The 26331-nt window shown below is 33.4% G+C and carries 25 protein-coding genes; 8 read left to right on the forward strand and 17 right to left on the reverse strand.

Annotation, left to right across the window (positions count from 1 at the left end; all coding sequences use genetic code 11):
* The first annotated feature begins 88 nt into the window (after positions 1–88).
* Genes IIF7_RS13085 through IIF7_RS13100 form a run of 4 tightly spaced genes read left to right on the forward strand, consistent with a single transcriptional unit; the run spans position 89 to position 2955 of the window.
* On the forward strand, positions 89–628 hold the full coding sequence (locus IIF7_RS13085) for a hypothetical protein (RefSeq protein ID WP_084842140.1): 540 nt from the start codon (positions 89–91) through the stop codon (positions 626–628).
* Positions 625–1485 carry an ABC transporter ATP-binding protein gene (locus IIF7_RS13090; RefSeq protein ID WP_084842141.1) on the forward strand — a complete coding sequence of 287 codons (861 nt, stop codon included), beginning with the start codon at positions 625–627 and terminating at the stop codon, positions 1483–1485. The genes IIF7_RS13085 and IIF7_RS13090 overlap by 4 nt, the downstream gene beginning before the upstream one ends.
* Positions 1475–2302, forward strand: a complete 828-nt coding sequence (locus IIF7_RS13095; protein WP_245801632.1) for an ABC transporter permease — start codon at positions 1475–1477, stop codon at positions 2300–2302. Before IIF7_RS13090 ends, IIF7_RS13095 begins: the two co-directional genes overlap by 11 nt.
* Positions 2299–2955 carry a hypothetical protein gene (locus tag IIF7_RS13100; protein WP_245801633.1) on the forward strand — a complete coding sequence of 219 codons (657 nt, stop codon included), beginning with the start codon at positions 2299–2301 and terminating at the stop codon, positions 2953–2955. The genes IIF7_RS13095 and IIF7_RS13100 overlap by 4 nt, the downstream gene beginning before the upstream one ends.
* A 220-nt stretch (positions 2956–3175) precedes the next feature.
* Here IIF7_RS13100 and IIF7_RS13105 read toward each other — a convergent pair whose 3' ends face one another.
* From IIF7_RS13105 to IIF7_RS13135, 7 genes are all read right to left on the reverse strand, one after another.
* A complete protein-coding gene (locus IIF7_RS13105) occupies positions 3176–3976 on the reverse strand; it encodes a type 1 glutamine amidotransferase domain-containing protein (protein WP_084842142.1) in 801 nt (266 codons plus the stop codon).
* A 75-nt stretch (positions 3977–4051) separates the two neighbouring features.
* Positions 4052–4630, reverse strand: coding sequence for a Crp/Fnr family transcriptional regulator (locus IIF7_RS13110; RefSeq protein WP_176218959.1), 579 nt, complete (start codon positions 4628–4630; stop codon positions 4052–4054).
* Between the two features lie 317 nt (positions 4631–4947).
* On the reverse strand, positions 4948–5901 hold the full coding sequence (locus IIF7_RS13115; protein WP_084842144.1) for a hypothetical protein: 954 nt from the start codon (positions 5899–5901) through the stop codon (positions 4948–4950).
* Positions 5902–5988: 87 nt separating this feature from the next.
* A complete protein-coding gene (locus IIF7_RS13120; RefSeq protein WP_084842145.1) occupies positions 5989–7029 on the reverse strand; it encodes a serine hydrolase domain-containing protein in 1041 nt (346 codons plus the stop codon).
* Positions 7030–7189: 160 nt separating this feature from the next.
* Positions 7190–7891 (reverse strand): hypothetical protein, encoded by a 702-nt coding sequence (locus IIF7_RS13125; RefSeq protein ID WP_084842146.1) that lies wholly within the window; start codon positions 7889–7891, stop codon positions 7190–7192.
* A gap of 57 nt (positions 7892–7948) precedes the next feature.
* Complete coding sequence (locus IIF7_RS13130; RefSeq protein ID WP_084842147.1) at positions 7949–8494, reverse strand: hypothetical protein; 546 nt, start codon at positions 8492–8494, stop codon at positions 7949–7951.
* Between the two features lie 308 nt (positions 8495–8802).
* On the reverse strand, positions 8803–9390 hold the full coding sequence (locus tag IIF7_RS13135) for an ester cyclase (RefSeq protein ID WP_245801634.1): 588 nt from the start codon (positions 9388–9390) through the stop codon (positions 8803–8805).
* A gap of 40 nt (positions 9391–9430) precedes the next feature.
* Here IIF7_RS13135 and IIF7_RS20855 point away from each other — a divergent pair, with 40 nt between their 5' ends.
* Positions 9431–9589 carry a hypothetical protein gene (locus IIF7_RS20855; protein WP_176218956.1) on the forward strand — a complete coding sequence of 53 codons (159 nt, stop codon included), beginning with the start codon at positions 9431–9433 and terminating at the stop codon, positions 9587–9589.
* A 114-nt stretch (positions 9590–9703) separates the two neighbouring features.
* Here IIF7_RS20855 and IIF7_RS13140 read toward each other — a convergent pair whose 3' ends face one another.
* The 5 genes from IIF7_RS13140 to IIF7_RS13160 form a co-directional block, all read right to left on the reverse strand.
* The gene (locus IIF7_RS13140; protein ID WP_084842148.1) at positions 9704–12217 is read right to left on the reverse strand and encodes a zinc-dependent metalloprotease; all 2514 of its coding nucleotides are present in this window, start codon (positions 12215–12217) and stop codon (positions 9704–9706) included.
* A gap of 20 nt (positions 12218–12237) precedes the next feature.
* Positions 12238–13593, reverse strand: coding sequence for a RagB/SusD family nutrient uptake outer membrane protein (locus IIF7_RS13145; RefSeq protein WP_084842149.1), 1356 nt, complete (start codon positions 13591–13593; stop codon positions 12238–12240).
* A 12-nt stretch (positions 13594–13605) separates the two neighbouring features.
* Positions 13606–17136, reverse strand: a complete 3531-nt coding sequence (locus IIF7_RS13150) for a SusC/RagA family TonB-linked outer membrane protein (protein WP_176218957.1) — start codon at positions 17134–17136, stop codon at positions 13606–13608.
* A 168-nt stretch (positions 17137–17304) separates the two neighbouring features.
* Positions 17305–18468, reverse strand: a complete 1164-nt coding sequence (locus tag IIF7_RS13155) for a FecR family protein (protein WP_084842151.1) — start codon at positions 18466–18468, stop codon at positions 17305–17307.
* Between the two features lie 87 nt (positions 18469–18555).
* Positions 18556–19092, reverse strand: a complete 537-nt coding sequence (locus tag IIF7_RS13160; RefSeq protein ID WP_084842152.1) for a sigma-70 family RNA polymerase sigma factor — start codon at positions 19090–19092, stop codon at positions 18556–18558.
* A 459-nt stretch (positions 19093–19551) separates the two neighbouring features.
* Here IIF7_RS13160 and IIF7_RS21080 point away from each other — a divergent pair, with 459 nt between their 5' ends.
* Positions 19552–19923, forward strand: a complete 372-nt coding sequence (locus IIF7_RS21080; protein ID WP_245801635.1) for a hypothetical protein — start codon at positions 19552–19554, stop codon at positions 19921–19923.
* A 44-nt stretch (positions 19924–19967) separates the two neighbouring features.
* Positions 19968–20702: a BamA/TamA family outer membrane protein gene (locus IIF7_RS21085; protein ID WP_245801636.1), complete on the forward strand. Its 735-nt coding sequence runs from the start codon at positions 19968–19970 to the stop codon at positions 20700–20702.
* Positions 20703–21415: 713 nt separating this feature from the next.
* Here IIF7_RS21085 and IIF7_RS13175 read toward each other — a convergent pair.
* From IIF7_RS13175 to IIF7_RS13190, 4 genes are all read right to left on the reverse strand, one after another.
* Positions 21416–21799, reverse strand: a complete 384-nt coding sequence (locus IIF7_RS13175; RefSeq protein WP_084842154.1) for a DUF805 domain-containing protein — start codon at positions 21797–21799, stop codon at positions 21416–21418.
* A 19-nt stretch (positions 21800–21818) separates the two neighbouring features.
* Complete coding sequence (locus IIF7_RS13180; RefSeq protein WP_084842155.1) at positions 21819–22241, reverse strand: hypothetical protein; 423 nt, start codon at positions 22239–22241, stop codon at positions 21819–21821.
* Positions 22242–22341: 100 nt separating this feature from the next.
* Complete coding sequence (locus IIF7_RS13185) at positions 22342–22986, reverse strand: response regulator transcription factor (protein WP_084842156.1); 645 nt, start codon at positions 22984–22986, stop codon at positions 22342–22344.
* A 30-nt stretch (positions 22987–23016) separates the two neighbouring features.
* Complete coding sequence (locus tag IIF7_RS13190; protein ID WP_084842157.1) at positions 23017–24921, reverse strand: sensor histidine kinase; 1905 nt, start codon at positions 24919–24921, stop codon at positions 23017–23019.
* Positions 24922–25076: 155 nt separating this feature from the next.
* Here IIF7_RS13190 and IIF7_RS13195 point away from each other — a divergent pair, with 155 nt between their 5' ends.
* Positions 25077–25664 (forward strand): SNARE domain-containing protein, encoded by a 588-nt coding sequence (locus IIF7_RS13195; RefSeq protein WP_084842158.1) that lies wholly within the window; start codon positions 25077–25079, stop codon positions 25662–25664.
* A gap of 251 nt (positions 25665–25915) precedes the next feature.
* On the opposite strand, the gene IIF7_RS13200 is transcribed toward IIF7_RS13195, so the two are convergent.
* Positions 25916–26329, reverse strand: a complete 414-nt coding sequence (locus IIF7_RS13200) for a hypothetical protein (protein ID WP_084842159.1) — start codon at positions 26327–26329, stop codon at positions 25916–25918.
* Positions 26330–26331: the final 2 nt, after the last annotated feature.

Below are 26331 nucleotides of genomic sequence, written 5' to 3' on the forward strand. Positions count from 1 at the left end.
AAATCAAAATTAAGTTAAAGCCAGGTTTATTAATGTATGTAAACGAAGCAATGATTTATATTTGTCTTTCAAGCTTAGTCATTTTTAAATGAATTTTCATGATCTGCCAAAACAACCAAGTATTTTTCTATCGTACTGGAATGTAGGAAAGCTGTTGTATGGCGCATTACTTCTTTTTATTATCGAAACCTTGTTTTATTACGCAAAGTTTAATGAATCGCTTGTAGCCAATGATTTGCTTATCATTGGCTTTTGGCTTTGGTGTTTACTTTTCTCTTTTATTCACATGTTTTTGGTAATGGCCGATGTTTGGTCGCGATTTCAGAATTATAAAAGAGCTAAAGATCAAATGTTTCAGCATGGATTTAAAACAAAGATCGCTATAAATTATACCGGTAGTAAATGCCAGCGAATGGCGTTTATGGCCGCAGCCAAAGAGTTGGGAATCGATAAAGATGTGCAGCGATTTTATCAGAAAATGGGAATTAGCTGGTATCATTTTATTCCGACTTTTATGATAAAAGATCCATTATTTCTCTTCCGTAATTATTTTTGGTCACGTACTTTTTTAGAGCGCTACTATGCGCCAAAATTCGATTTTAGAAATCAGCAAAAGCTACTTTCGTGATCTTAGAGGCCAATAATTTAACCAAAAGCTACAAATCTGGTAAAGCAGTAGATCATATTTCTATGCAGCTTAAAGCCGGTAAAATTTACGGGCTACTAGGTAAAAATGGTGCGGGTAAAACCACCTTGTTTAAGATATTGTGCAATTTGGTAACGCCAGATTCTGGTACGCTAAAAATTTATTCAGAGAAACGAAAGTCTATAGGTGCGATTATCGAAAATCCCGGATTGTATGGCTATTTAAATGCCTACGAGAATCTAAAGATTTTTGCTGAAATTCAGAATGCACCCCGGGATAGAAAAAGTCTTCAGGAATATTTGAAAAATGTAGGACTTCCGTTAGAGCGAAAAGATGCAGTACGTAATTTCTCGATGGGAATGAAACAACGCCTGGCTATCGCGATTGCCTTGCTAAACGATCCTGAAATTATCATTCTGGACGAACCATTTTCAGGATTAGATCCTACGGGTGTTTCAGCATTAATTCAGCTTATAAAATCATTAGCGGTTCAGCATAAATCCATTTTAATTTCCTCACATTTAATGACCGAATTGCAGAATTGCTGCGATTATTTATACGTAATCGATAGTGGGAAATTGGTAAATCAGGGCGAAACCAATGCGCTTTTTAATAAGCATATTTCCAGGTTTACAATAAAAGGAATCGGAGTAGGGCAGGCGAAAAACGAATTTCCAAATATCATTTTTGCTGAAGATCATAGGATCGATATTCAATGTAATTCTACTGAAATCTCTAATGTTTTAGAAAAATTGGTTCAAAAAGGATACAAAATCACTGCCTGCGTTCCCCAGCTTACGTTGAACGAACTTTTAAGTCCGCTACCACATGATGTATAAAATTTTAAAGGTAGAGCTATTTAAGTTGTTTCGAGAAGCAAAAACCTGGTATGCGATCGCGGCAGTTCTAATAATCGAATTTATCATTTTGTTTGCCGCATATTACCAGGGAAAAACCATTTTAGAGCTATTATTGGATAATTTAAGGCAATCTTTTTATTTCGAAGGAAACCTGCTTAACGGTAATTTATTGTTATACATTGTTTTAAACTCACTTTGGTTTAATTTACCTTTAATTTTAATGATCGTAAGTTCAGCTTTAATTACTGAAGAATACAAAACCGGAACTTTAAAAACTCTGATGTTGCAAGCGGTAAGCAAAAAGAAATTGATCACCGCAAAATATATTACGTCTGTAATTTTTACAATATCGATCTTAGCGCTTTTAATGCTTAGTAGTTTTTTATTGGCTTACGGTATTTTTGGAGATGGCGATTTGGTAGTGTATTTGGGAACTTTAAATTTTTTCCCTGCGGAAGAAGCCTTCTGCAGGATTTTATGGGCCTTTGCGTCTGGCACTTTAAGCATGATCTTTTTTACAACAGTAAGCGTAACTTTAGGAATTATCCTGAAAGAACCTACCAAAACCTGGATTGCTTCAGCTTTGTTTCTAATTTTAAGTTCGTTATTTATAAAAGCCGATTTTGGTAATTTTGGCGACTATTTTTTTCCGAAGTTAACTAATTCATGGCAGCGATTTTTTGCGTACGATCTGGATCATTATAGTATTTGTCAAGACAACATAATGCTTTTAGGATATACTGTTTTATTTGCTTTTATTGGAATTTATAAATTCAGTAAAACCGATATTGGATGAAATTAAGGATCATTTTTTTGCTGATTTTAATGCTAAGCGTGAGCTTACAGGCGCAGGAGATCGATAAAGATTTATTGCGAATTAAAGAGAGAATGGAAGAGGTTTCACATTTCACCGCAGATATTGTGGTAGATGTGGAAGCGCCCTTTATAAATATGCCTCCAAAAACGGCCTCGATGGAATATAATCGAGGCGAGAAAATAAAGTTTAAGAGTAAAGATTTTTTAATCTTTCCAAAACGCGGACTAGATTTTACGTTTTCTGAACTTTTTGAGCATCCTTTTATCAGTGTAGATCGTGGTTTTAAGACGATCGATAATCAAAATTTGAAAGTTTTAAGCGTGATTCCAAAAGATGAAAAAGCCGATATGGCGATGGCGACTCTTTATCTGGATATTGAAAATGATCATATTATAATTTCTGAAATTACCACTAAAAATCAGGGAAGCTATACTTTACAAATGCAGTATAATGCTACTGAAATATTACCAGAATATATTGAAGTTTCTTTTGCGATCGAAAATCTAAAAATTCCACTTAATTTTATGGGAAGCGATACCAAGATCGATCGTAAAGCGATGAAAAGCAATGAAACCAACACCGGCACGGTGAAATTACAAATTAAAAATTACGATATAAGCATTGCACGCTAAGGCGAATAAAAAATTAATGATGAGAATATTGACTTTTTTGCTGCTTTTAATTTTATCTATTTTTAAAAATCACCGATAAAGAATGCGACGGAATTATGATTATTCAACTAAAGAAGGAAGAATCATTTTAAAAAGGTGAGGTTTATCTAAATCCGCTTGAATAAAAAAAGCGATCCAGATACTATCCAGATCGCTTTTTTGATAAATATATTGAACGATATTAGTTCAGTTTTTCAACTAAAATTTCAGCAACCAGTTCAGATGATGCTGGATTTTGCCCGGTGATCAATAAACCGTCTTCAACAGCATAAGGAGCCCAGTTTTCTTTTTTAGAATAAATACCACCATTCTTTTTAAGCATATCTTCCACTAAAAAAGGAACTACATTGGTAAGTTGAACCGCTTCTTCCTCTTCGTTAGTAAAACCGGTCACTTTTTTACCTTCCACTAAAGAATTTCCTTCAGCATTTTTAGTGTTCTTAAATACACCTGGGGCGTGACAAACGGCAGCAACTGGTTTGTTATGCTTATAAAAATCTTCAATAAGGGCAATAGAATGTTTATCTTCAGCTAAATCCCATAAGGGTCCGTGACCACCAGGATAGAAAATCGCATCAAAATCTTCCTGATTTGCATTTTCTAACTTCATAGTGTTTGCCAAAACCTTCTGCGTTTCTTCATCATTATAAAAACGTTCTGTCGCTGGAGTTTGCGCATCTTCGCTTTCACTTTTGGGATCTATAGGAGGCTGCCCACCTTTTGGAGAAGCTAAAGTGATCTCAAAACCTTTATCTTTTAAAAAATAGTAGGGAGCTGCAAATTCTTCGATCCAAAAACCTGTTTTTTCTCCGGTTTCGCCTAGATCTTCATGACTTGTTAATACAAATAATACCTTTTTCATTTCGTTGTTTTTTTTAAGGTTCTCACTATTTGTTGGTTCTACTTGTGCTTCTTTTTTAGCGTTTTGCCCACAAGATGACAATAAAACCATAGTGAAAATCGCTGTTAATACTCTTTTCATTTAAGCAATTGAATTAATTTATATAGGCAAATGTAGCGTGAAGAAAGCCCTTAAAAATTGATGTATGATAAGAAATTACTTCTTGGCATTCTCTCGTCTTATCCTACTTAAACTCTCGGTTGTGATTCCAAGATAAGAGGCAATATGATAATTCTTTACACTTTGTTCGATATTAGGATATGTAGTAATAAATGCTAAATATCTTTTTTTAGCTGGTTGCGCCAGGCTTGCTAAAATTCTTTTCTGAAAACTGGCAAAAGCTCCTTCCATTTTTTTCCTGAAGAAAGTTTCTAGTTGTGGTATTTTCAGAAATAAGTCTTCCATACCTTTTTTAGAGATTTTATATAGAATGGCATCCTGAATACATTCAATATTCATGATCGCCTGGGTGCTACTAAAAAATGCAGTATAGTCACTTATCCACCAATCATTAATAGCAAATTGCAGCGTATGTTCTTTACCAGCTTGATCTATAAAATATGTGCGTAAACATCCCTGGGTTACGTAATATTGGTAAAGTACTGTTTCATTAGCTTCTAATAAATGTTCACCCTTTTTTAATTCTAGTTTTTTAAGATGAGGGATGATTAAAAGAATTTCTTCAGAAGAAAGGGATGTACCTTTAAAAATATTTGTGACTACAGAATTTTCGATAAGTTATAAGTTTTAAGTAGCGAGGAATGTGATGTATTTACAATTTATAATATAGGTATTAAAACCTCCGATCTTACAAGGATCTAAATTCATTTTAATGAAAAATTAATGTTTGTAAATATAGTGATAAGTGATATTTAAAATAAACTCCTTTAAGCTAAATTTTCAATAACTAAAGATTTGATAAATAACTGAAATAGAGTTGTTTTTAACTCAAAAATAAAAACAGAATCTGATGATAACTCTAATATTGTAAAGTATTTAAGTCAATTATTGCAGCACTTTTTAAGCATTAATGCCCAAACCTGATAACCAGTTTACTTAATCCCAAATCGGTTATTTACCAAATCGATCACAATGGTATTATTCATAAAAAGATCGCTGCCAATCACCGCTTTTAGGTTTTCAGATTTCAGGGTTTTACTAACTTTTTCAGCTTCAGTAAAAAAGGCTTTTTTATTATTAATCGGCAGGTTAACATCTGCAATTCTAATTTTGGTAATAATATTACTTCCGGTAAAACTAATTTCTTCGCCCCAAGATTTCAATTTCTTTATTTCTGTATTATTTTCTTCGGTAATACTTTTAAATAAGTCGGCATCGATTGTAGCCAAAGGGAACATGCTGGCCTGAGTGTTATAAACCACGGCATTTTTACTTCCATTCGCAATTAGATCTAAATACAGCTGATTATTTTTAAATCGTAGTGGCGTATAACTAAAAGAATCTGCTTCCCAATCTTCTAATTTCTCAGTAATCACTAATTGCTGAGATTTAAAATCTATAAGTAAAATTTTGTTTTTGATCTCGTTAGCTCCCAATGTCCCAATGATATCAAAATCTTTTAAGTTTTCAGATTTTCCAAAATTCTTCTGAACCATTAAGCTATCCTGAGCGATTGGTTGCTGATTTCCAAAATGGATTTGGTTATAAAAAACATCGTAACCTTCTCTATGCTGAATATTATTTTGTAAGGCCGGATAAGCCGAAGTAATCGCCCTTAAAGTATCGCCGTAGATCACATTATGATCGATACCAAGATCCAACTGCATTTTAAAAGTCTTGTCTATTCCTTCTAATTTCACCGGAATAAGAATTGCGCCGTGATTAATGGTAAAGCCACCCTGTTTTAATTTTTGCCATTGAAAATTGATCGTATCTGAAGCTATTTCATATTCATTTTGTACAATTTTCGCATCATTTTTACAGGCGAAAACCAATGATATAAAAATACTGTATACAAAAATTCTGAAAGGTAAATGTTTAATCATAGCATTGGTATTGGATTGAAAAAGCAATAATTTATGAAATATAAAACATTTATAGAAACTCAAATATTACCATAAAAGTATAAGCGATCAGGAATTATTCTTCTTCAATATTTTAATGATGCGGTTATAGATGATTTCGTGCAGGCTCCAGTTATAACCTTCAAAATCTACGGTATTGGTAAACTGAATAACGACCGTGTCGATATCTTTATGATATTTGGCAATGCTTTGATATCCTGGAATCAAACCCGTATGCTCATAGCGGTAAATCGAAGAATAAATCTCTTGTTCTTTTTCATCTTTAAAAACAGAGCCATCATTTAGTGCTCTAATAAATTTTCCCAAATCTTCTGCTGTAGCCAGCATCACATCGATATTATCGTATTTAAGATCGCCTTCGTAGCCTACATAATAGCCACTCATTACATCATCTATGTCTACATCTTGAATGGACGCATAAGTATTTTTAAGCTGAAGTGGATCTAGGATTTTTGCCTGAATATAATCGAAAGTATCGTAACCTAAAACACGCTGAATGATCCTGTCGATAAGCAGATAATTGGTGTTTGAATATTCGTAATCTGTACCTGGTGCAAAATTAGCAGGCTGGTCTAATACCAAAGCCAAATTTTCTTCAGCGGTTTCTTTTGGTGCTGCCCAGTACATATATGTATCGGTAAAATTGGGAATCCCACTGCGATGTTGTACCATCATTCGCAGTGTAATTGTTTCAGCATTTTCGATCCTTTCCTTTAATTCTGGTAAATAATCAGCAAGACTTTTATCTAAAGAAAGCTGGTCTTCTCGTACTAATTTCGCAATCGCAACAGCATGATAAAGTTTACTTACACTTGCTATTTTAAAAATGGAATGTGGATCTGCCGGAATTTTCTCTTCCTTATTTTTATATCCTGCCGCATAGAATTCAGGTTCATTACCTTTCTTATCTACATACACAATAATACCATCAAAGCCAAGACCTGTAGCCCGATTTACCTGTTCCTGTACTGTATCTGGTAAAGGCATTAACGAGGCTTTTAAAATGATCCACGGAACAAAAAAAAGAGAAGTAATTGTGCCGATAGCCAAAACTACCCGAATAATCGTTTTAGATTTTTTAGAACTCATATTTTAATACAAGCCTATAGAGTTTTGGGGCAGTTTAAGGCTTAATTTTATTATTAATATGAGGCTAATTTAGTTAAAATAAATGTTTTCGGAAATGACGAATATTGATATTCAGGATTTTCCGAAGCAATTTATTAGAAGGATTGTTGTAAGCAGTTTTTTATTTATAATAATAATACCAATTACTCTTATAATTATCATCAAAATTTTGCTTTGAGTCTATTTCGATTCCAAAGTTTTTTCTTTTCCAATAATTGAATTCATCGTACTCTTTTAACAGGTCGAAATATTTCTCTTCAATCAGCTTAAATTCAGTTGAATTTTTGATTTTATCCTTTTGTTCGTCTTTAAAAACGAACAAAGTTGCACTTCCTTGGGAACGAGAAATTGTCCATATTTCAGGAAGTTTTAAATCCTTATATAATTTCTCAATTTTACTGTCAGGTATAAGTTCATTAACTTCATCTCTGGCTATTGGTTCAAATGCAGAATACGAAACAAATATCTCATTTACTTCGGGATTTCTTTTAACAAGCTTTCCCCAAATTCCGCTAGCAGGTATTTTTAGCAATTTGCCATTTTGGATATATTTTTCCGCAATTTCATTCTGTTTTGTAATGTCAAAGTCAGACCACCGATCATTTCCATTTTTAAATTCCATTACTTCTTGATGAGTTTCTAAATGAACAGCAATTTCCACTTTGCCATTATGTTTCATAAACTCTTCTTGAATATCAAGAACATTCACTTCATATTTATCTGAAATCCATTTGGCAAGGTTTTCAAATTTTTCAGCAATACGCTTTTTTCCTTGCTTAATGAGTTTCGTCTTTTTGTATTCAATGTCTGATGGTGCTACCAATTTTTGTTTCGGTTAAATTGATTACAACTTTTGAAAATAAAATATTCCTACCGAAAATTAACCAGGGAACCAGCCAACTTCTCGATCTTCGATAAGTAAACGATCTATGGTTCTTTGCTCCTCGTTTATTTCATTCTGGAATACTACATTTTCTAGCAATAAGTCTATTGTGTAATAAGTTGTATTTCCCTGTTGTGCTGTAACTATGGCAGAAATACTTATAGTTCCAGAAACAGCTTGCCAATTTCTTAGTAAGGCTACATCTCTAGAATCTGTATCATTACAGTTATATCCCATCATGGATTGATCCCATACGCCAATAGCCATTTCGATTTCAAGATCGGGTAATTCAAAAGTCTGAAATTCTTCAGTAAGATTTAAACGCTCTCTGGAAGAACCATTGATGCTTAAAACCACATTAGGATGTTCGATATCTAAAACCTGGTAAACATTAAAATCACTACAGCTGGAAATAAGTCCGATAAAATTTAGTTCTTCAGGTAAATTTGTGTCTATTGTTTCTTCATTATTATCATCATCATCATCACTACAGCTGGTAAAAAAGCATAGTGCTAAAAACAGGCTTAAAAATATTTTTTTCATTATATCTGATTAAGATTAGGTTGTTTTTAAGGCCATTATTGGGACGTAATGATCTAAAACACGTGATAAATATAGTAAAAAAAGATCCTGATTTTATCTAAAATCAACACTAACTTTTCCGTATAAAATAAGAAGGGATAGTGATTCAATAAATGTAAACTATCTATAGGCAAGCCCATAAGGTAGTTGTTTGAAAACCTTCTTTATTTCTAGGCAAACGTCGGATCTTTTCATCTCGATTATCAAGTAAAAAGGCACCGGAAATTTCCCGTGCCTTTTCTTAAAAGAAGCTAATTTATTTTTTAGGCTTATTCAGCAAGGCCAATTTGCTTCATAAAATCCAAATTATCATAGAAAAGATATTCTTCTGTCATTTTTCCATTTTCCCAGTGACCAATAGTAGCCATTCTAAGTTTAAATTTTTTGCCGGTAGGAGGGATGTTTTGTCCATTTCCAATTGGCATAGGCTCTGTAAAAGTACCTTGTAATTCACCTATGACGGCTGTATATTCCCCTTTTCCAAACTTTACCGGGTGCTTTTCGATTTTGGTATCTGGCGCAAAAACAAACATAGGTTTAAGATCGTCGATATGGTTTGGGTATAAGCCTTTGCTAATACTACCATCTGCATTATAAACAACGATATCACTGGCGTGGCTATGGCTAAAGTTTTCCCATTTTTGATCGCTATAAAATTCGAAATCTAAAGAATCAAAAGCTTTAAGACGTTCCTGGTTTATGGCTTCATCGTCTTTATAAACCTTTAGCTGTTTTTCTAATTGTTGTACTTTAGATTCTAATTGTGCTACTTTGTTATTGCTACAGCTTGAAAAAAGGGCTATAGAAACTAATAAAAGCAATATAGTATTGCTTAAATGTTTAATTTTTGGTTTCATCGTACTTCTGATAATTAATTAAATTATTACTGGTGCAAAGATGAAAACAAGAGATGCTTTAAAGATTATAGTTTTCGGAAAAGAGCAGTTAATTTTAGGAAATAAGTACAGATTAAAATATGGGCGATTGCTGCTTAAAATTCCTTTTCAGGTTTTTGTTTTCAGTATAAAACTGCAGGGAAAAGTGGTGTTTTTATAGAGTCGATTTTCTATAAAAATAGATTTAATTTTTTAAGATTGAATCCTGATTTGTCTTAAAGCAAAAAACTCGAGAGCTTTTGGCCCCCGAGTTTCTACTAAGCTAAAATCAAACTTAACTATCTAAATCAAGTTGTTTTTTTATGCGTTTAGCAAGCTCAGATAAATGAGTTCTTGTGGGATCATCTAACCTGGAGCTTTTGCTTAATTTTTCGAACATCTCTTTTTGCTTTCTCAACTCATTCAGGATAAGTGTTTGTATATCTGAATTTGTAGTGTTGTATTGAAAGTTACCAATAATCAAATTTGGTTGTTCTTCTCGCGTAACTTGCTGTATAAGCCTGTTTACATAAATCTTCTGAAGGTTTCTTCGATAAAAATCGACACTTTCTTTTTCGTGCAATTCCCTAAAGATCATCTGGTTTAAATCGTCGAACAAATTTTGAAGGGTATAAGCTTCTTCCTCGTACTCATATTGAGCATTTAGAAGGTTACTCATTTTTATTCTTGCGATTAATCTTTCGATATTCATTTTCTGAATACTACTTAATTCTATTCCAAAAGAAAAGTCTAGTTTGTTGAAAATCGATTTTTCATTTAACCAATTAGGTGTATCAAATAATTGATCTGAAATAAACTGAATAGCTCTTTGCTGTTTTTCTTTTTCTACCGGATGGTAAACAGGAGAATCATCTGATGCTAAATGAACATCGTGATAAACACCACCAATATTTTTTAAGGCATGTCCTAGATATCTGTTATACTGGGCAAAAACACCACCAAAAACATCTTTTACCTCGTTGTAGCCTTTATAGTCTACACTGTTCCAATCAATTATTTGCGGTACAATTCTCTTTAAATTTTTGATACCATAAGTACCGGCAAGAACAGCATCGTCACCTAAATCTTCATTTTGGCTTCTAGGATCAAAAGGCTCAGCCTCAGATCCAAACCATAATCTGTGATTTGCAGCCAGGCTATCTGTAACGATTTTAGTTAAGGCTTTTTGTTCCTCAAATTCGTTTTTAAACTCAGGGCGCCAACGATATCCCCAGGTAATTGCCCAGTTATCGTAATCGTTAATTCTTGGATAGATGCCTGCAGTACCAATATTATCTTCTGGTTGGGCTACATAATTAAACCGGGCATAATCCATAATAGATGGAGTGTGTCCATTTTTTTCTACCCATTCTTTATCTCTAAGCTTTTCTACAGGAACAGTAGAGCTAGCACCAAAATTGTGTAATAAACCTATGGCATGGCCAATTTCGTGAGAGGAAACAAAACGAATAAGTTCTCCCATTAGCTCATCATCTAATTCTGGTTTTCTGGCTCTTGGATCGATAGCTCCAGCCTGAATCATATACCATTCTTTAAGCACTTTCATTACGTTATGAAACCAGAAGACATGACTTTCTATAATCTCTCCGCTTCGTGGATCAGAAATACTTGGCCCCATTGCGTTAGCAATTTCAGAAGGCCTGTATATGATAGCCGAATAATTAGCATTTTCTAAACTCCACGTACTATCTTCTTCTGCCGTTGGAGCTTCTTTACCGAAAATAGCGTTTTTAAAGCCTGCTTTTTCAAAAGCTTTTTGCCAATCATTAACCCCCTGAATTAAATAAGGAACCCATTTCTTTGGAGTTGCAGGATCGATATAAAATACGATTGGTTTTTGTGGTTCTACCAATTCACCTCTTAGATATTTCTCTTCATCTTCAGGTTTTGGTTCTAATCGCCAGCGTTTTACCATCATTTTTGCAGTAACGCTTTGCGGATTAGTATTAAAGTCCCTATGGCCAACACTAAAATACCCAACACGCTCATCTACCAATCTTGGTTGCATTGGTTTTTCTGGCAATAAGATAAATGATGAGTTTAACTCTAAGGTGTAATTTGGTGCTGTAGGGTTTTGTCCTTTTGCGTAAGTTTTAACCGCTCTTATTTCTAAATTATTATCATAAGATCGCATATACTTCACAAAACTTTTCTCGTTTTGCTGGCCTGCAACCCCAGATCTATCTTTCATTTTTTGATTGGCGAAATAAAGAATGTCATTATCGCTATCTAAAAATTTAGTAACATCGATAATTACAGCGGTAGAATCTGTATTATAAGCTTCTATAGGAAAAGCTTCAGCAATGGCCTGTACATTATTTAATTTAATACCATCATACAGGGTTTGGGTACTATCTTTAGCATATTCTGTAAAGGAAATACGTCTAAGGAATAATTTTTTTCTTGGTCCTTCCTCAAACTTATAAACAGCTTCCCCAATTTTATCACCAACAAGACCAAAAGATCCATTTCTCATGTCTGTTGATGCTTTAGCGATACGGTTAACTACAAGAATGTCTTTATTAAAAACATCTTGTGGAATTTCCATGAAATATTTAAAATCTGTAGTATCTGTATAAGTTGTAATAAAACCATTGTATTTAATCATTTCTGGCTTTATAACATCCTCGTATTTTTTTAGCTTAAATTTTTCCTCTTTTTTAGCATTCGAAGTAGAATCTTTTTGTTCGGTTTTATTCTTTTCTTCGTTTTTATCTTGCTGAGCAAAAACTAAGCCCTGACTGCCAACAAGGATGCCGGCAATCAATAGCTTTTTTAAATTAATCATTTATTTTTCTTTTTCTGAATTTATCTTGGGTTACTTTCAATTTCAGGATTTCTCTGAATGTAGATAGGATTTATCTGAAAAACATATTCATTACTATTTGGCTCTAAAGTGTAAGTTTCGCCTCTAAATTCTCTAGTAATGGTTTTTGCAAATTCAGGTTCTTTGTTAAGACGTTTTAGATCTAACCATCTTAAGCCTGTACCAAAAGTTTCTCTTCTTCTTTCATCAAGAACTTCCTGAAGAACATTGCTAACATTCTCTAATTCCTGATAATCTTCTGCTCTAAAACGGTAACTTCTTAGGGTGTTAAGAACGCTTATCGCTTCATCAGGATTATTGGTTCTGGCAAGACATTCTGCTCTTATAAGCATCATTTCTGGGACAGATGGGCCAATGTGAATTCCCTGAGATCTTAATCTCGGTTTCCAGTATCCTCTGCCTTCAAAAGGACTCCAGGAATAATTAGTACCCGGTGCTGTAAATAACTCGTATCTTAGGTCGTTTTCGTCAAAAAGATCGATTAATTCCTGACTTAAAGGAAAATCCAAAACACTATTACCTAAAGTTTTGATTAGGATAATTTCCTGATCTTCGTATCTACCAGGATAAGAAGTAGGCGTTTCGATATAATTTTCCAGGTTATTTACACTGCTTTGTCTTGATAAAACTTCTTCAGCAAGGCTAAGTGCATTATTATAATTACCAATTTGTAATTGTACTCTTGCCAGCAAAGCAATAGTTCCTGTGCTTGAAGGTAAAAAAGCATTGGTTTGGGTTTCTGGAAGAAATTCAATTGCTTCTTCTAGATCTGTTATAATCTGCTCGTACACACGCGCAACACTAGCTCTTTCTAATGAAGCAAATAAATTAGGCGTTAATAAAAGCGGAACACCTAAATCTGTACTTGCCGTAGTGGCATCATATTGTTTTGCATATACGTTTACTAAAGAGAAATAGGCAAATGCACGGTGTACTTTTGCCTGTGCTAAAGCTTCTTCTTTTTCAGCTTCTGTACCACCTTCACTCTCCATAACGCCAGTGATCACCTCGTTAGCGGTATAGATTTGTTGGTAAAGCGCATTCCAATCTGTATCTTCAGCATCTCCAAAAATATTTTCAGTCCAGATATATGCATTGGCATTTTGCTCCATAAGATTATTTGCAAATGTTTCATCTGTTATATCGATATCATCTGAAGCTAATTCAGGATAAAAATAAGATCTTTCAAAACGGTACACATAGTTTAATAAGTATTGATAATCGCTAGTATACGTTAGTGTTCTTTGCATTGGTTGATCTATTTCAACATAATCCTGGCATCCAATATTGAGGAGTGAAATAAATACGAATAAGATATATATTATGCTTTTTCTCATGATCTTCTATAATTAAAAAGAAAGGTTAACAGTTAGAGAATAATTTTCTGAAGGAGCTAAGGAATTATAAGTTCCTGCAAAAACATATTGCGGATCGATTCCTTCGTCATTTCTAACCCAAATTGGCCCTAAATTGTTAGCCGATAGTGATAAAGACATCGATCTTAAAAAGTTAGTCTTAGAAACAATGCTGTTAGGCAGTGTATAACTAAGCGAAATTTGGTTAAGCCTAATGTTATCTCCGCTAATTACATTTAAATCTGAATTTGCGTAACGTTGTATACTGTTATAACTACTACCAACAATTCCAGGAACGTTAGTAGTCTTTTCGTCTCCAGGATTTTGCCATCTATTAACCAAAGTTTTACTGGTTCCTATGAAACCTGAGAAATAACTACTTGTTGGGTAGAATGAAGTTTGTATATCATTCTTTAAAACTTTATGACCAAATTCGTAAGTTATTCTTGTAGTTAATTTTAGGTTCTTGTAGCGTAATGAATTAATAAAACCTCCAAAATATTGTGGCGTTGTACGACCGGCATATTTTAAATCTTCAGGCTCAAGATCCATTGCACTTTGTGAAGGAGCGATAATTTCACCATCTCTTGTGTAAATTTGAGATTGTCCTGTTTCATCTAAACCAGCCCAACGATATACAAATAAGTTATCTACAGGATATCCAGTGATAATTCTGGTAGATCCCATATTTGGAGAGTTGGTATTATTTGGGAATCGATTATCTGTAACTTCGTTAGTATTGTAAGAAATATTGAAGCTGTTTTGCAATGTCCAATCTTCATTACGAACAGGATAAACATTAAGGTTTACTTCGTAACCTTTACTTTCTAGGTTTCCTGTGTTGTAATAAAGCGAAGTCCAACCATAAGTACTGTTGTATGGTACATTTACTAAAATACCTTCAGACCATTTTTTGTAAACATCTACGTTAAGACCAATACGCTGATTAAAAAATCCTATGTCTAAACCTGCATTTAATGTTTTAGTAGTTTCCCAACCTAGTTCCTGGTTCCCTGGCGTACCGATATATGCGTATGGTAAACCGCTTAAGTAATCAGATCCTCCTAAAGTAATGGTAGAAACCGAACTTGCGTTTGTAGGAACGCTACCTCCAGAACCATAAGTTAATCTTAAATTTAGGCTGCTAAGCCAATCTTTTTCAATTAAAAAGTTTTCGTTTTTAGCATTCCATTTTGCACCGGCAGACCATAATGGGATGGCACGATCTCTTCTTGAAACTCCAACGATATTAGCATCGTCATAACGAATACTACCAGATAGTGTATACTTGCTTAAAAGCGAGTAATTGGCGTTACTATAGTAAGAAAGATATCTTCTTCTGGATTTAAATAAAGCGCCATCTGTATTTCCTAAAGTCATTCCATAACCATAAATGGTTTGGTAAGGTGTTGTAGGGTTTACAGTAGCTGTGGTAGAAGCATCTTTGTCGTAACCATATCTTGTATGATTGTAACCTTCAGCTTTAGATTCTCTAAGTTCTGTACCAGCAATTATATCGAAGTGGTGAATGTCTTTCCAGTCTTTGTTAATATCTAGCTGAGCTCTAAAAGAGTAATCTTCACTTACGGTATTTCCTAATTGCATAACACCACCCATTGGCACACCGTATATAAGTTGACCGTTAGCGGTATTTACCGTAGTTCCTATATTAATAAGATCACGAACATAGTAACTATCTACATCATTGTAGTCTAATTTTTCGTTTGTTGTACGTTGCCAAATTCCAGATATAGCTAAATTAGCCCAAGAGGTTAATTTTGCATTGATTTTAGAATTTACTCGTGTAGCACCTTTGTTATAACCGGTATTAGATAAACTCAATTCATCTATTGCATTATATCTCCAAGGTAAATACCCCTGATTTTCATAATCGTCTGTTATATCTGGAGTAAAAGAAATAGCTCTATTTATGTGATTTCCATTTTCATCTAACAAAAGATCGTAAGGTCTTAAACCAAATTGTCCTGGGCTTAAAGCCTGTAAAGCAGCATTATTTACCGTTCTTTTGGAATAGGTGTGGTTAACTCCTAAATCAAAAGTTACCTTATCATTTAAAATATCAGATCTTACGTTTGCTGTAACCGAGTATTGCTCAGATTCGTTACCTCTAAAAACCGGAGTATCTTTAGAATAGTTTCCTGAAACAAAATAAGAACCTCTATCACCACCTCCGCTTACAGAAAGGTTATATTGGTTGGTTACCTGAGAGCGTAATAAATGGTCGTTAATTTGCCCAATATTACTTTGATTTCTTAACTGCTCTAATCTAGCATCTCTTTCAGCCTCGGTAATCGATCCATTTTGAGCTAAGAACATGGCATTAGTAGCTTCACTACCATTTGGGTATCTCCAATGTGAAAAAGGATCTGTTAAGAAGTTTTTATCAAAAAGTTCCTGTTCCAAATCGATATACTGGCTGCTGTTCATAGCGTTTAATTCAGTTAGATCTGAAGCAGCAGAAACACTTGTAATCGCAGATAAATTGAAAATAGGTTTCGATCTTTTACTCCCTTTTTTTGTTTCAATAACAATTACTCCGTTTGCAGCTCTAGAACCCCAAATAGAAGCAGCCGCGGCATCTTTTAAGAAAGAAATACTTTCAATATCATTCATATTAAAAGTACTAAGGATAGAATTATTTGTATCACCAGAAGTTCCTGAAAGCGCAGTTCCTGGAGCATTTGCCAGGTTTTGGTCGATCGCCGGGAAACCATCGATAACCACTAAAGGAGAGCTATCTCCATAAAATGTATTTGTTCCTCGAATAGAAATACTGTTATTAGCAACATCAAATCGAACCCCTGGTACAGTACCGTCCAAACGCTCCATAATGTTAATTGAAGGATTTTCCTGAATGTCTCTTGCGGTAATTAGCTCGTAAGCACCAGTTGCCGAAGACTTTTTCAATTTTTGGTAACCTGTAGAAACTACAGTAACTTCTTCAAGCGAGTTAAGATCTAACTTAAGAGATACACTAATTTCAGCTTTATCTGTTACTTCAATTTCCTGTGTTTTATACCCCAAATACTGGAAAACCATAATCTCACCTTCACTGGCAAAGATTTTATACCTTCCATCTTCATCTGTCATAATACCTCTACCTGTGTTTTTAATGTATACACTTACACCAAGTAACGGTACTTTATTTTCGTCTGTCACAATCCCTTGTATAAGCTGAGATTGTAAAGTTTTATCCTCATTTTTTCTAATAGAAATTGTTTGGGTTTCTTTAGAAAATGAAAACGAAAAATTAGGCTTTAAACTTTTTTCTAAAAGTTGTCCTACCTGAATCGTTCCTTTTTTTAATGCCACCTTAGGCTGATCTTTAAAGATGTCTTCCTGGTAGATAAAGTTATAATCTGTTTGTTCTTTAATAAGGGTAAAAATTTCGTCAATAGAAAAAGCATTATTTTCTAAAATCTGAATTTTGGAGTTCTGAGAGAATAAGCTTCCCGTATTAAAACTAAATACAGTAGAACAAAATAAAATAATAAATGTTCTCATAAGCAAAAGTAGTAGGGCCTTAACCCTTAAGGGTAAGGTACTTTTTAAATTAATTTCCATAAATTTGTTAATGAATTAGGATTAGTTTTTAATTAATTCTAAGAATAGAGGGGTAGGGTCTGTATACTGTAGGAGGTGAAGACCTTTCCCTTTTTCTTTTTTGTGTTCTTATTTAATAGTTATCTGTCTTTCTTTTATCTCATAGGCATTTATAAAATTTGTTTCCTTAATTATTTGTAATAGTTGTTCTAAGTTTTGCTCTTTACTAAAAGCACCTGTAAATCGTATATTTTCAAGTTCTTTATTTTCGAAAACTACATCTACATCGTACCATCTGGAGATTATTGTCATAATGTGTTTTAATTCATCTCCTTTAAAACTAAAGACGCCTTTTTTCCAGGAAATCGCATCGTAAACATTAATGGTATTAAGCTGCGTTTCTTTTGTGGTTTTATTAAAGCTTAGTTGTTCTGAAGGTGCTAATAAAAAAGTATCACCGGCTAAGTTCAGGTTTATTTTACCTTCTACAAGCGTTGTAGCAATAACCGGTTCTTCGCGATAAGCCTTAATATTAAATTCGGTTCCTAAGACCTGTACTGTTTGCTGGTTTGTTTTTACATGAAATCCATTTCCATTATTTTCTTCGCTTGGGCTAACGGCCAGATAAGCTTCCCCATAAAGTAGTTCGACTTCACGAGTTTTATCTTTGCTGAATTGAACAGGATATTTTATTTTGGAATCTGAGTTTAACCAAACCTCAGAACCATCTGAAAGTTTTATATGAAATTGCCCGCCTCTTGGTACGGCAAGTGTATTAAATTTGGTAGGCTCGTTATCTTTTGCACCGCCTGCAGTATATACAATATCTTCGCCGTTGCTTGTACTGTTTGCAGAAGTATAACCAGCTTCAGGATTTAAGATTACTTCTTCTCCATTATTCAGGATTAACACTGCTTTACTAGAACCTTTAGGAATAACAGGCTGCGATGTGCTTACTTGCGGAGTTTGATTAAAATCTACCTGCTGAAAAACAAATAAACTGGCAATAAATAAGATCGTGATTGAAGCTGCCGCATACATCACCCAGTTTTTACGTGGGATAAATGCTAAGATTGTAGGTTTTTGGTCTATTTTTTCTGAAACCTTTTGCCAGGCTGCATTCGAATCTATTAAAGAATAATTTTTAGTACGCTTTAATAAAGTCTTTGTTTTTAGACTTTTATAAAAACTATATTCTTTTTTTAAATTCGACAAAAGCCTTTTATCTTCTTTTGTTAAAAGATTTAATCTTTTCTTGATGAAAATCTTAGATAAAAGAAAGATATCATTCATTTAATTTGGGTTTATTGTTAAAACAACCCAAAATTTAAAGTGTAGTATAAAAAATTAAGATTTTTTTATAATAATTTTGTAAAGGTCTTATTTGTAGGTTATTAAAAGGTTAAGGAAATAGCCTAAATCCTTAATTTTTTCTTTAATAATCTTGTAAGCCTGTGCTTTAATGGCCCGAACCGTTTGTGCTTCGATCTTTAATTTTTTCGCAATTTCAGGTCCTTTCATTCCTTTCAAGCTCAGTAGAATAATTTCACGTTTTCTACCTTTTAACGTATTAATTATTTGGTACAACTGCCTGGTAATTTCTTCTTCCAAAACCTGTTTCTGGAAAAGGTTGTCATCTTCAGTATCAATATTCTGCGAAATCTCGAAGTCTTTTTTAACCTTATTGTGTTTTATCACATTTAGGCATTTGTTTCTAACAGTAGTATAGAGATAAGCTTTTAGGGCAGTGTGGTTAGGAAATTCCATTTTTTGCTTCCACAGGTATACAAATATGTCCTGTACGATATCTTCTCTCTCATCCAAATCAATACTATAATTACCTGCATAATTTACAAGTGCTTTATAGTAGGTTTTAAAGACTATATCTAGTTGATCCTTATTTTTTAGTTCAATCAAAAGTAACGTTAAGAAACAGTTAAATCACCGTGGCAAAGAAAATTAAAACATTGAACATATTAAAATTAATATTGGTAATAATTAAAGTGTATTTTATGAAAATAGATATCTAAAACGTTTGATATTAGAATTTTAACTTTAAGAATGTTTGTGAATGTTTCTTTTTTAAACTTTTTGTCTATTAATAAGAAGGGATTTCCTAATCTTAATCTTTTTACTAGATAATCAAAATTTAATCCTAGACTTCTGGTAGCTATTGGGATACCTCGATATAAAAACGATTTTCAAAAAAATGCATCATAGTTTGCCTTTAGGTAGCTTACTAAAAAGATAAACTCTAAGAATCCGATTTCTTAGAAATTATAAATATTTGGTAGTTCTTCCCAATATAATGTTAGGTAAAAGTGAAATTTAATGGCCTAGACATCTAAACTTTTATTTTTGTATTCAAACCCAACTATGATTAGAAAAAACTACCTCAAATTACTGATTTTCGGTTTACTGATATTTTTGCAACATGCATTGATGGCTCAGGATTCTATCGAAAAGCAACCCAAAAAGAATTTTATCTCTAGATATATCAATAATGTATTAAATGACACTGTTTCGCAAGAGCGCTCGCAATTTTTTGTATTTCCTACCGTGGGATATCGCCCTGAAACCGGAGTAGAATTCGGTTTAACTCCGCTTTACATTTATTACGCAAACGAAGATGTAAATAACAGGCTAAGCGAAATGAAGGCTTACAGTTTTTTTACGCTTAACGGGCAGTATGGGATAAGGATACCTGGTTTTTTCTGGGCGATATCGATTTTGAACAATTTCCGCTAAAATATTATGGTATAGGAGGTGATGTCCCCAATGAAAATATTGCTTTGGTAGATGCCACTCAAATTCGAATTAAAGAAAGAGTTTTACGTAAGCTGCTTGAAAATTTTTATATAGGTCTGGAAACCGATTTTAGAAGTTTAAGCAATGTTTCTTTTGATCCTGCTGAAGGTGAAGATGAAATAGATTTTGAATTACCCTTTGGTGCTGAAGGATCTACAAATTTTGGATTGGGAGTGGGGTTTGTATACGACGAACGCCATAATGTTTTAAACGAACGTGATGCCTTTTTTAGCGAGTTTGCCTATCTTAATTACAATCCTTTCTGGAAAAGTGATGTAGAATATCAATTAATAACTCTGGATAACCGAATTTATAAGAAAGTAAGTGAAAATAATGTTTTAGCTGCCCAGCTTTATGGCGAGTTCAATTTTGGCGGTGAAGTCCCCTTTAATCAATTATCATATATGGGTGGCGAAAGCCTTATGCGTGGTTATTTTAAAGGAAGATATAGAGATCGCAACCAGATTGCAGCACAGGTAGAATATCGATTTTTACCACTAAAACTAGGTTTTACAGATCGTTTAGGAGCTACTATTTTTACAGGAGTAGGAGAGGTGTTTAACGATTGGGACCAGTTGCAGGTAAATAATATTAAATGGTCTGCCGGGGCAGGAGCAAGGTTTTTAATTTTTCAGCAAAAAGATGTCTATTTACGCTTTGATTATGCTTTTACCAAAGACGATAGCAACTTTTACATTAGTATAGGAGAAGCTTTTTAGAAAATTCGAAAAATAAAAATATACCCATTTTTACCCAATATTGGGTATTGTAGGAAAAATTAAATAGTAATATACTTGCAAAGTAAGTTTTCTAAAATTGGGGTTTTTGAGAACTTATTTTAACCTAACCGTTACAGTACAGAATATTTTAAGTAAGCTAAGAGTCTTGAAATTTAATTTTGTAGTTCATAGCGGTAATATATAAAGTGGGGACAGCTATGTAGGGGTGCATTTGTCCCCATTTTTTATTGGCACCGCCAGAGGATATAATACCCTGAGGTAGTTTTCTTCTACTGTAAAAAACTTGATTATTTCTTACAATCTTGGCTTTTTGCAGTTATCACGATTAAGTGATTTTCAAACAAATGTTTCACTGGTTCACTCTAAGGTAGTTTATTGAAATTAGTTGTTTTTCACCAATATTTTTTAGGCTGAAATAATAATAAATAACCCAAGAACGATCCAGATTATGCCCCAAATACTTAGGGGCATAAAAAATAGATCGTGTTTTTTATCACTTTTTTGATGAAAGATAATTCCGCTGAATATATTAAGAACACCAGATATCATTAAACTGTAAGCTAATAATGGTTTTGTGGCATTGCCATCATTACTAAAAAAATAAATACCGATTAATATCACTAAAATGGGTAACAACAATCCTAATAAACCCCAACCTCTCGAAATTATCATAAATCTTAATTTATAGTTTTTTAAATATGTTCCAACATCATTTCTTCTTTAGGATTTGGCCCATATTGATTGTTTTGTGGATCACTATCTGTAATTAGTAGCACAAACATCCAAATTGCCCCAATTAACGGAATACATCCTACTAAAAGCATCCAGCCGCTTTTACCAATATCATGTAAACGTCTTACAGATACGGCAAGAGAAGGAACTAATGACGCCAAAATATATAACGCGTAAATACTAATAAATGCAGGAGCATCCAGCCAACTACTTAAGCCAACACTTATAAGCATGGTTAGTATCATAAATAAGGCATTAAACAGGCTAAACATAAAATACTCTTTTCTTCTTGCTCTGCCGTTAAAATCTGAATACTGACGGAAGGCTTTTAAATACCATTTCATAACTTTTTTTAAATTTTAATTATACTGTAAATAGAAAGGAAGCTGTAATGATCCAAATCCCTGAAATCACTCCCAGAATTCCAAGTTTTCCCTGAAGGGGAACAAGTTTTTCCCTTAATTTTTTACTTTTTTCCTGATAGTTGGATGCGTTTTTAGAAAGCATTTTAGTGATAATTGGGAAACCTAAAAGAAAACCCAAGGTAGCTTCAACAATACTTCCAATAAATAAAGTAAACCACCAGATAGGCGCACTGCTTAAAACATCCAGACTAAGCAGACTAGAAATAATTCCCCATATACCAAAAACCGAAAATATAACACCAATCCATCCCTGGTACGGCTCTACTTTATCCAGTAATTCTTTTGCATTTGGTTTCTTAGAAAGAATTAAAGAAGGAACAGCGATAATGCTGAGCAGAATTAAAGAAATTCCATAAATCATAGCACGATTATTTAAGATTAACTGGGTACAAATATCTATCCTTACCCGGCCTTATAGTAGCCTGTAACCAGTGAAATTAATATCCCTGAAAACAGGGAGCTTAAATCATATCATGTTCTATTGCGTAGCGGGTAAGTCCGGCTAGATTTCTTACTTCTAGTTTGTTTATTAAGTTTTTGCGATAACTTTCAATAGTGTGCTTGCTTAAAAATAACAGATCTGCTATTTCTTGTGTGGTATGTTCTTTAGCGATTAATTGCAAAACTTCTTTTTCTCTTTGGGTTAATCTAACTTCAGCAGTTTTTCTACTATTGGTAAGCATTTTTATCAATATAGACTGAATATGTACAGAAAAGTAATTTTCTCCTGAAAGTATACTTCTAATCGCCTTTAATAATTCAGTTTGTTCTGCATTTTTAGAAAGATAACCGTTAACTCCGTCTTCGGTTAAGCTTTTAATTTTAGCGCCGTCTTCAAGCATGCTAATCACCAGTGTTTTAATCGTGGGGAAATCTTTTTTAATACTTTGGTTAAGAGCAATACCATCTATGCCAGGCATATTAAGATCTGTAATAAGTAAATCTACAGGCTCATTTTGGTTGATTTTCAGGTATTTTAAAACTTCTTCGCCTTTAGAGGTAGTGTGTAAAATATGCAAATCTTCTTCTTGTTCTAAAATACTTCGTAGACCGTCTACAAACATTTTATGGTCATCTGCTATAATGATGTTATAAACTGTTTTCATCTTTTGGATACTTATACTTACTCTTGTTTTTTATTTCTTCGGAATACTAATGCTAATTACGGTTCCTTTGCCCGGGCTGCTATCTATGGATAAGCTTCCTTTAAGTTCGTCTATCCTTCTTTTTAGATTTTTTAAACCTATACCTTTAGATTTGTTGGTAGTAAAACCTATCCCATCATCTTCATACATTAAGACCAGATTTTCCTCTTCAGGGATATCATTTAGCTGAATCATTACCTGATTGGCTTTGGCGTGCTTAAAAGCGTTTGTTGTGAGTTCTTTAATGATACTGAATAGTGCAACTTGAAGTTTTTTAGGAAGTTTATTAATAGCTTCTTCAGGATAGGCATTAAAGAAATAGCGTTTATCTTCAGGATCGTTAAATCGATCGATATAGTTTTCTACAATGGGAACAAAAGCTTGTTCTTTAAATTCTTTTGGTAATAAACTATGCGAAATTTCCCTCACCTGGCTATAGGTGCTGTCTAACTGAGTTTTTAGATTATTAGCAGTTTCAGATTTAAGATCCAGCCGGTTCATTTGAAGTTTTATCGCAGCAAGATTCCCACCAATACTATCGTGAAGTTCTTGTGCGATGCGTTCACGTTCCTGGGTTTGTATTTTCATCGAAGTTCTGGCCAGTTTCAATTCCTGTTCCTGTTGTAGGCTTTGCATCTCTTGCCGATTTAAATCTTCCTGTTGCCGGTTTATTTCACTTTGCGCCTGTAACTTTTGGTAGTACACCACAAGCAATAAAATAATAGGAATTAAAATAATTAGGAAACCAATTAAAACGGCATTTTTTATGGTTCGCTGTCTATCAATTTCTATCTGGTCTTTTAGCTGAGATTCCTGTAGTTTCATAATCTCCCGCTCTTTTTGCAGGCTTTCGTACTTTTCTTCTAATTCTCTAACCTGCCGTTCGTTTTGTTGTGTTGTGATTGTTTTACTAACAGCCTCATACTGGGTCATTAGATTATAAGCATTCTTAAAATCTTCTTTGGCAACATAAAGATTTACCAGCGCTTTATTTACTTTTTTCTGTAATTCTAATCGGTTCCAGGAAACGGTATTTATATAAGCAGTACTTAGCGCAATTTCGGCAGCTTCATAAGCTTCCTCTTTTAAATATACATAGCCTTCATTGATAACAGCTTCGATATATAAACCATAAAATCCCTGGTTTAAAGACTCGTTTTTTAATTGCTGAAATTTATCCAGCCTTTGTTGATAGGTATCCTCTGATACCTTAAGTTTCGCTAAATTTAATTGTATGCGATAGGATAATTTTTTTAGCTTTTTTGTGGCTGGTAATGCTAAAGCTTTTTGGTACGCCGTTATCGCCTTTTCCCATTCATTATTTCTATAATAAAAATCGCCAAAAGCAGTAGTTAGAAATGTATTAAATGTTTCATTTGTTGTTGCTTGTGGTAAAAGCTGATTAAGAATTTCTTTGCTTTTAGGTAATTCCTCTTTTTGCAAATAGGTTTCTGCCAGGCCTAATTTTAGGTAGTTAGAAAATAATGTGTCTGTTTCAGTATTTAAGTTTTCAAGTCCCTTAATATAAGTTGCGATTGCTTCATCCAGTAATCCTGTTTTTCTTTTGGCAAGACCTTCGTAATATATTCCGCGGTAATAATAAAATGTATAATCGGGTAGAGTAGAAGATAAATTGTTTGCTGTTTTCTGAATATATTCAGCATACACCAATAAAGAATCTGCCAAATCTGTTTTATCAAATATCTGGGCGATGCTATCCAGGTAAGTAATTCGTTTTTCATGGGTATTTGCATTTTCCAGTTTTTCATATAAAACATGGTCTACAGAATTTGGAAGTTTAGGAAAAGCTTTAAAATTAGAATAGCTATCCTGCGCCTGCGCCGATACCACGATAAAATGAAAAATAAATACATATAAAAGCCTGCGGAAGGACATAAACCGAATCCTTTTTAGAGCCTTCAAAAATACGTTTTATAGAAAATGCTGAAGCTTTAATTTTTATAAAAAAACCTTAAAAATCACTGAATTCAGGGAGTTCAAGTAGAAGTATCCATGCTAACTTGCCATCATATTATAATCTAAAAAATAGTATGAACGGGCAATTTAAAGCAAAAGACTTTGATAAAGAACAACTTAAAAAGTTCGCGACAGATCTTAAAACAAGTGGATTATCATTTAATATGATCTGGAAGAAACGTAATAAAGTTGTAGAGGAATCCAATACTAAAACTAATTTGTGTTCTCTAGAGATCGAGGGCAAATGGTTTTTTAAGCAGATAGGGAATAAAGGAATTGTTCGTTTAAAATATCTGGACGATAAGCAAAAGAAGATCTTATTAAATGCCTTAGGTAATTATAAAATGTTTACCGAACCAAGATGGGAGCTTGGGCTTGGCCTTGTTATCTTATATTTTTTACTAGAATATTACATTAGCACCAATAGTGAAGTAAGTTGGTTAATGCCGGTGATCATGTCTTGCAGTTTTATTGTAGTCTTATTTCTAGGAATAGCCTACTTAAGAGCTGAGGAAAAAATCGACGAAAAATTATATAATATCAGTTTAATTTTTGGTATACCAGCTTATCTCTTTACAGCTATAGGTTCACTGCTGGCATTACCGCTTTACACTAGTATTTTACGTTATCATTTAAAGTTCAATATTTTGCATAACGCATAAGTCTAAAATTTTATACTGAAATTGTTGAATTTCAGCTTATGTTTTTAATACTTCAGTTATTTGTACTTCGAAGTAAAATATAGCCGAACACCTTTAATGAAAAATTGAAATCTAAAAGGTACAAATTCAATAGGTGTCCGGCTTCGGAAAAAACATCCAAACAAACAGTTCGACGCAATTGTAAATGAGTTAATGCTTTTTAAGCCCTTATTTAGGGTTTAATTATCTCTGAGATTGTTGAATTTCCTTAATTAATCAATGTTTAATGCTGAAAAAGCTATAGTTTTAGAAATTATCTGGTGCTTAAGGAGACTAATTTGTTTAAAGTGATCCTGAAGCCGATTTTTAAAAAGGGAATGTGCGTCTAGATAAATCTGTTCACAAGCCAGATCATCACATTCCCTGATTTTTGAAACTCTATTCTTATAAAACAAACAAGTACGCAGATGAAATTTATTCTGTTCTATTTGCTCACTAATATTTAAGATTAGCGAATTTAGCGTGTTTTTTTTACCTGGTGTTTTTGTTCTATCATACTCCTGTAAATAAGATTTATAAAAAAGAAGCTCAAAATCTATAATTTCAAGATTCACAAGCCAGTCATACGCATGTTTTTCAATAACAGCGATAGTACTTTCATCATTATTTTCAGGTTCATATTTCATGA

The organism is Zunongwangia atlantica 22II14-10F7, assembly GCF_002094855.1.
Taxonomy (GTDB): domain Bacteria; phylum Bacteroidota; class Bacteroidia; order Flavobacteriales; family Flavobacteriaceae; genus Zunongwangia; species Zunongwangia atlantica.

Excerpts from the sequence above, each read along its gene's own strand:
- IIF7_RS13135 (WP_245801634.1), bottom strand. The coding sequence starts at position 9,390 with ATGAAACCAAAAATTAAACATTTAAGCAATACTATATTGCTTTTATTA.
- IIF7_RS13085 (WP_084842140.1), top strand. The coding sequence starts at position 89 with ATGAATTTTCATGATCTGCCAAAACAACCAAGTATTTTTCTATCGTAC.
- IIF7_RS13100 (WP_245801633.1), top strand. The coding sequence starts at position 2,299 with ATGAAATTAAGGATCATTTTTTTGCTGATTTTAATGCTAAGCGTGAGC.
- IIF7_RS13195 (WP_084842158.1), top strand. The coding sequence starts at position 25,077 with ATGAACGGGCAATTTAAAGCAAAAGACTTTGATAAAGAACAACTTAAA.
- IIF7_RS13175 (WP_084842154.1), bottom strand. The coding sequence starts at position 21,799 with ATGAAATGGTATTTAAAAGCCTTCCGTCAGTATTCAGATTTTAACGGC.
- IIF7_RS21080 (WP_245801635.1), top strand. The coding sequence starts at position 19,552 with ATGATTAGAAAAAACTACCTCAAATTACTGATTTTCGGTTTACTGATA.
- IIF7_RS13190 (WP_084842157.1), bottom strand. The coding sequence starts at position 24,921 with ATGTCCTTCCGCAGGCTTTTATATGTATTTATTTTTCATTTTATCGTG.
- IIF7_RS13145 (WP_084842149.1), bottom strand. The coding sequence starts at position 13,593 with ATGAGAAAAAGCATAATATATATCTTATTCGTATTTATTTCACTCCTC.
- IIF7_RS20855 (WP_176218956.1), top strand. The coding sequence starts at position 9,431 with ATGAAAACAAGAGATGCTTTAAAGATTATAGTTTTCGGAAAAGAGCAG.
- IIF7_RS13150 (WP_176218957.1), bottom strand. The coding sequence starts at position 17,136 with ATGAGAACATTTATTATTTTATTTTGTTCTACTGTATTTAGTTTTAAT.
- IIF7_RS13155 (WP_084842151.1), bottom strand. The coding sequence starts at position 18,468 with ATGAATGATATCTTTCTTTTATCTAAGATTTTCATCAAGAAAAGATTA.
- IIF7_RS13140 (WP_084842148.1), bottom strand. The coding sequence starts at position 12,217 with ATGATTAATTTAAAAAAGCTATTGATTGCCGGCATCCTTGTTGGCAGT.
- IIF7_RS13105 (WP_084842142.1), bottom strand. The coding sequence starts at position 3,976 with ATGAAAAGAGTATTAACAGCGATTTTCACTATGGTTTTATTGTCATCT.
- IIF7_RS13180 (WP_084842155.1), bottom strand. The coding sequence starts at position 22,241 with ATGATTTATGGAATTTCTTTAATTCTGCTCAGCATTATCGCTGTTCCT.
- IIF7_RS13200 (WP_084842159.1), bottom strand. The coding sequence starts at position 26,329 with ATGAAATATGAACCTGAAAATAATGATGAAAGTACTATCGCTGTTATT.
- IIF7_RS13095 (WP_245801632.1), top strand. The coding sequence starts at position 1,475 with ATGATGTATAAAATTTTAAAGGTAGAGCTATTTAAGTTGTTTCGAGAA.
- IIF7_RS13185 (WP_084842156.1), bottom strand. The coding sequence starts at position 22,986 with ATGAAAACAGTTTATAACATCATTATAGCAGATGACCATAAAATGTTT.
- IIF7_RS13120 (WP_084842145.1), bottom strand. The coding sequence starts at position 7,029 with ATGAGTTCTAAAAAATCTAAAACGATTATTCGGGTAGTTTTGGCTATC.
- IIF7_RS13115 (WP_084842144.1), bottom strand. The coding sequence starts at position 5,901 with ATGATTAAACATTTACCTTTCAGAATTTTTGTATACAGTATTTTTATA.
- IIF7_RS13130 (WP_084842147.1), bottom strand. The coding sequence starts at position 8,494 with ATGAAAAAAATATTTTTAAGCCTGTTTTTAGCACTATGCTTTTTTACC.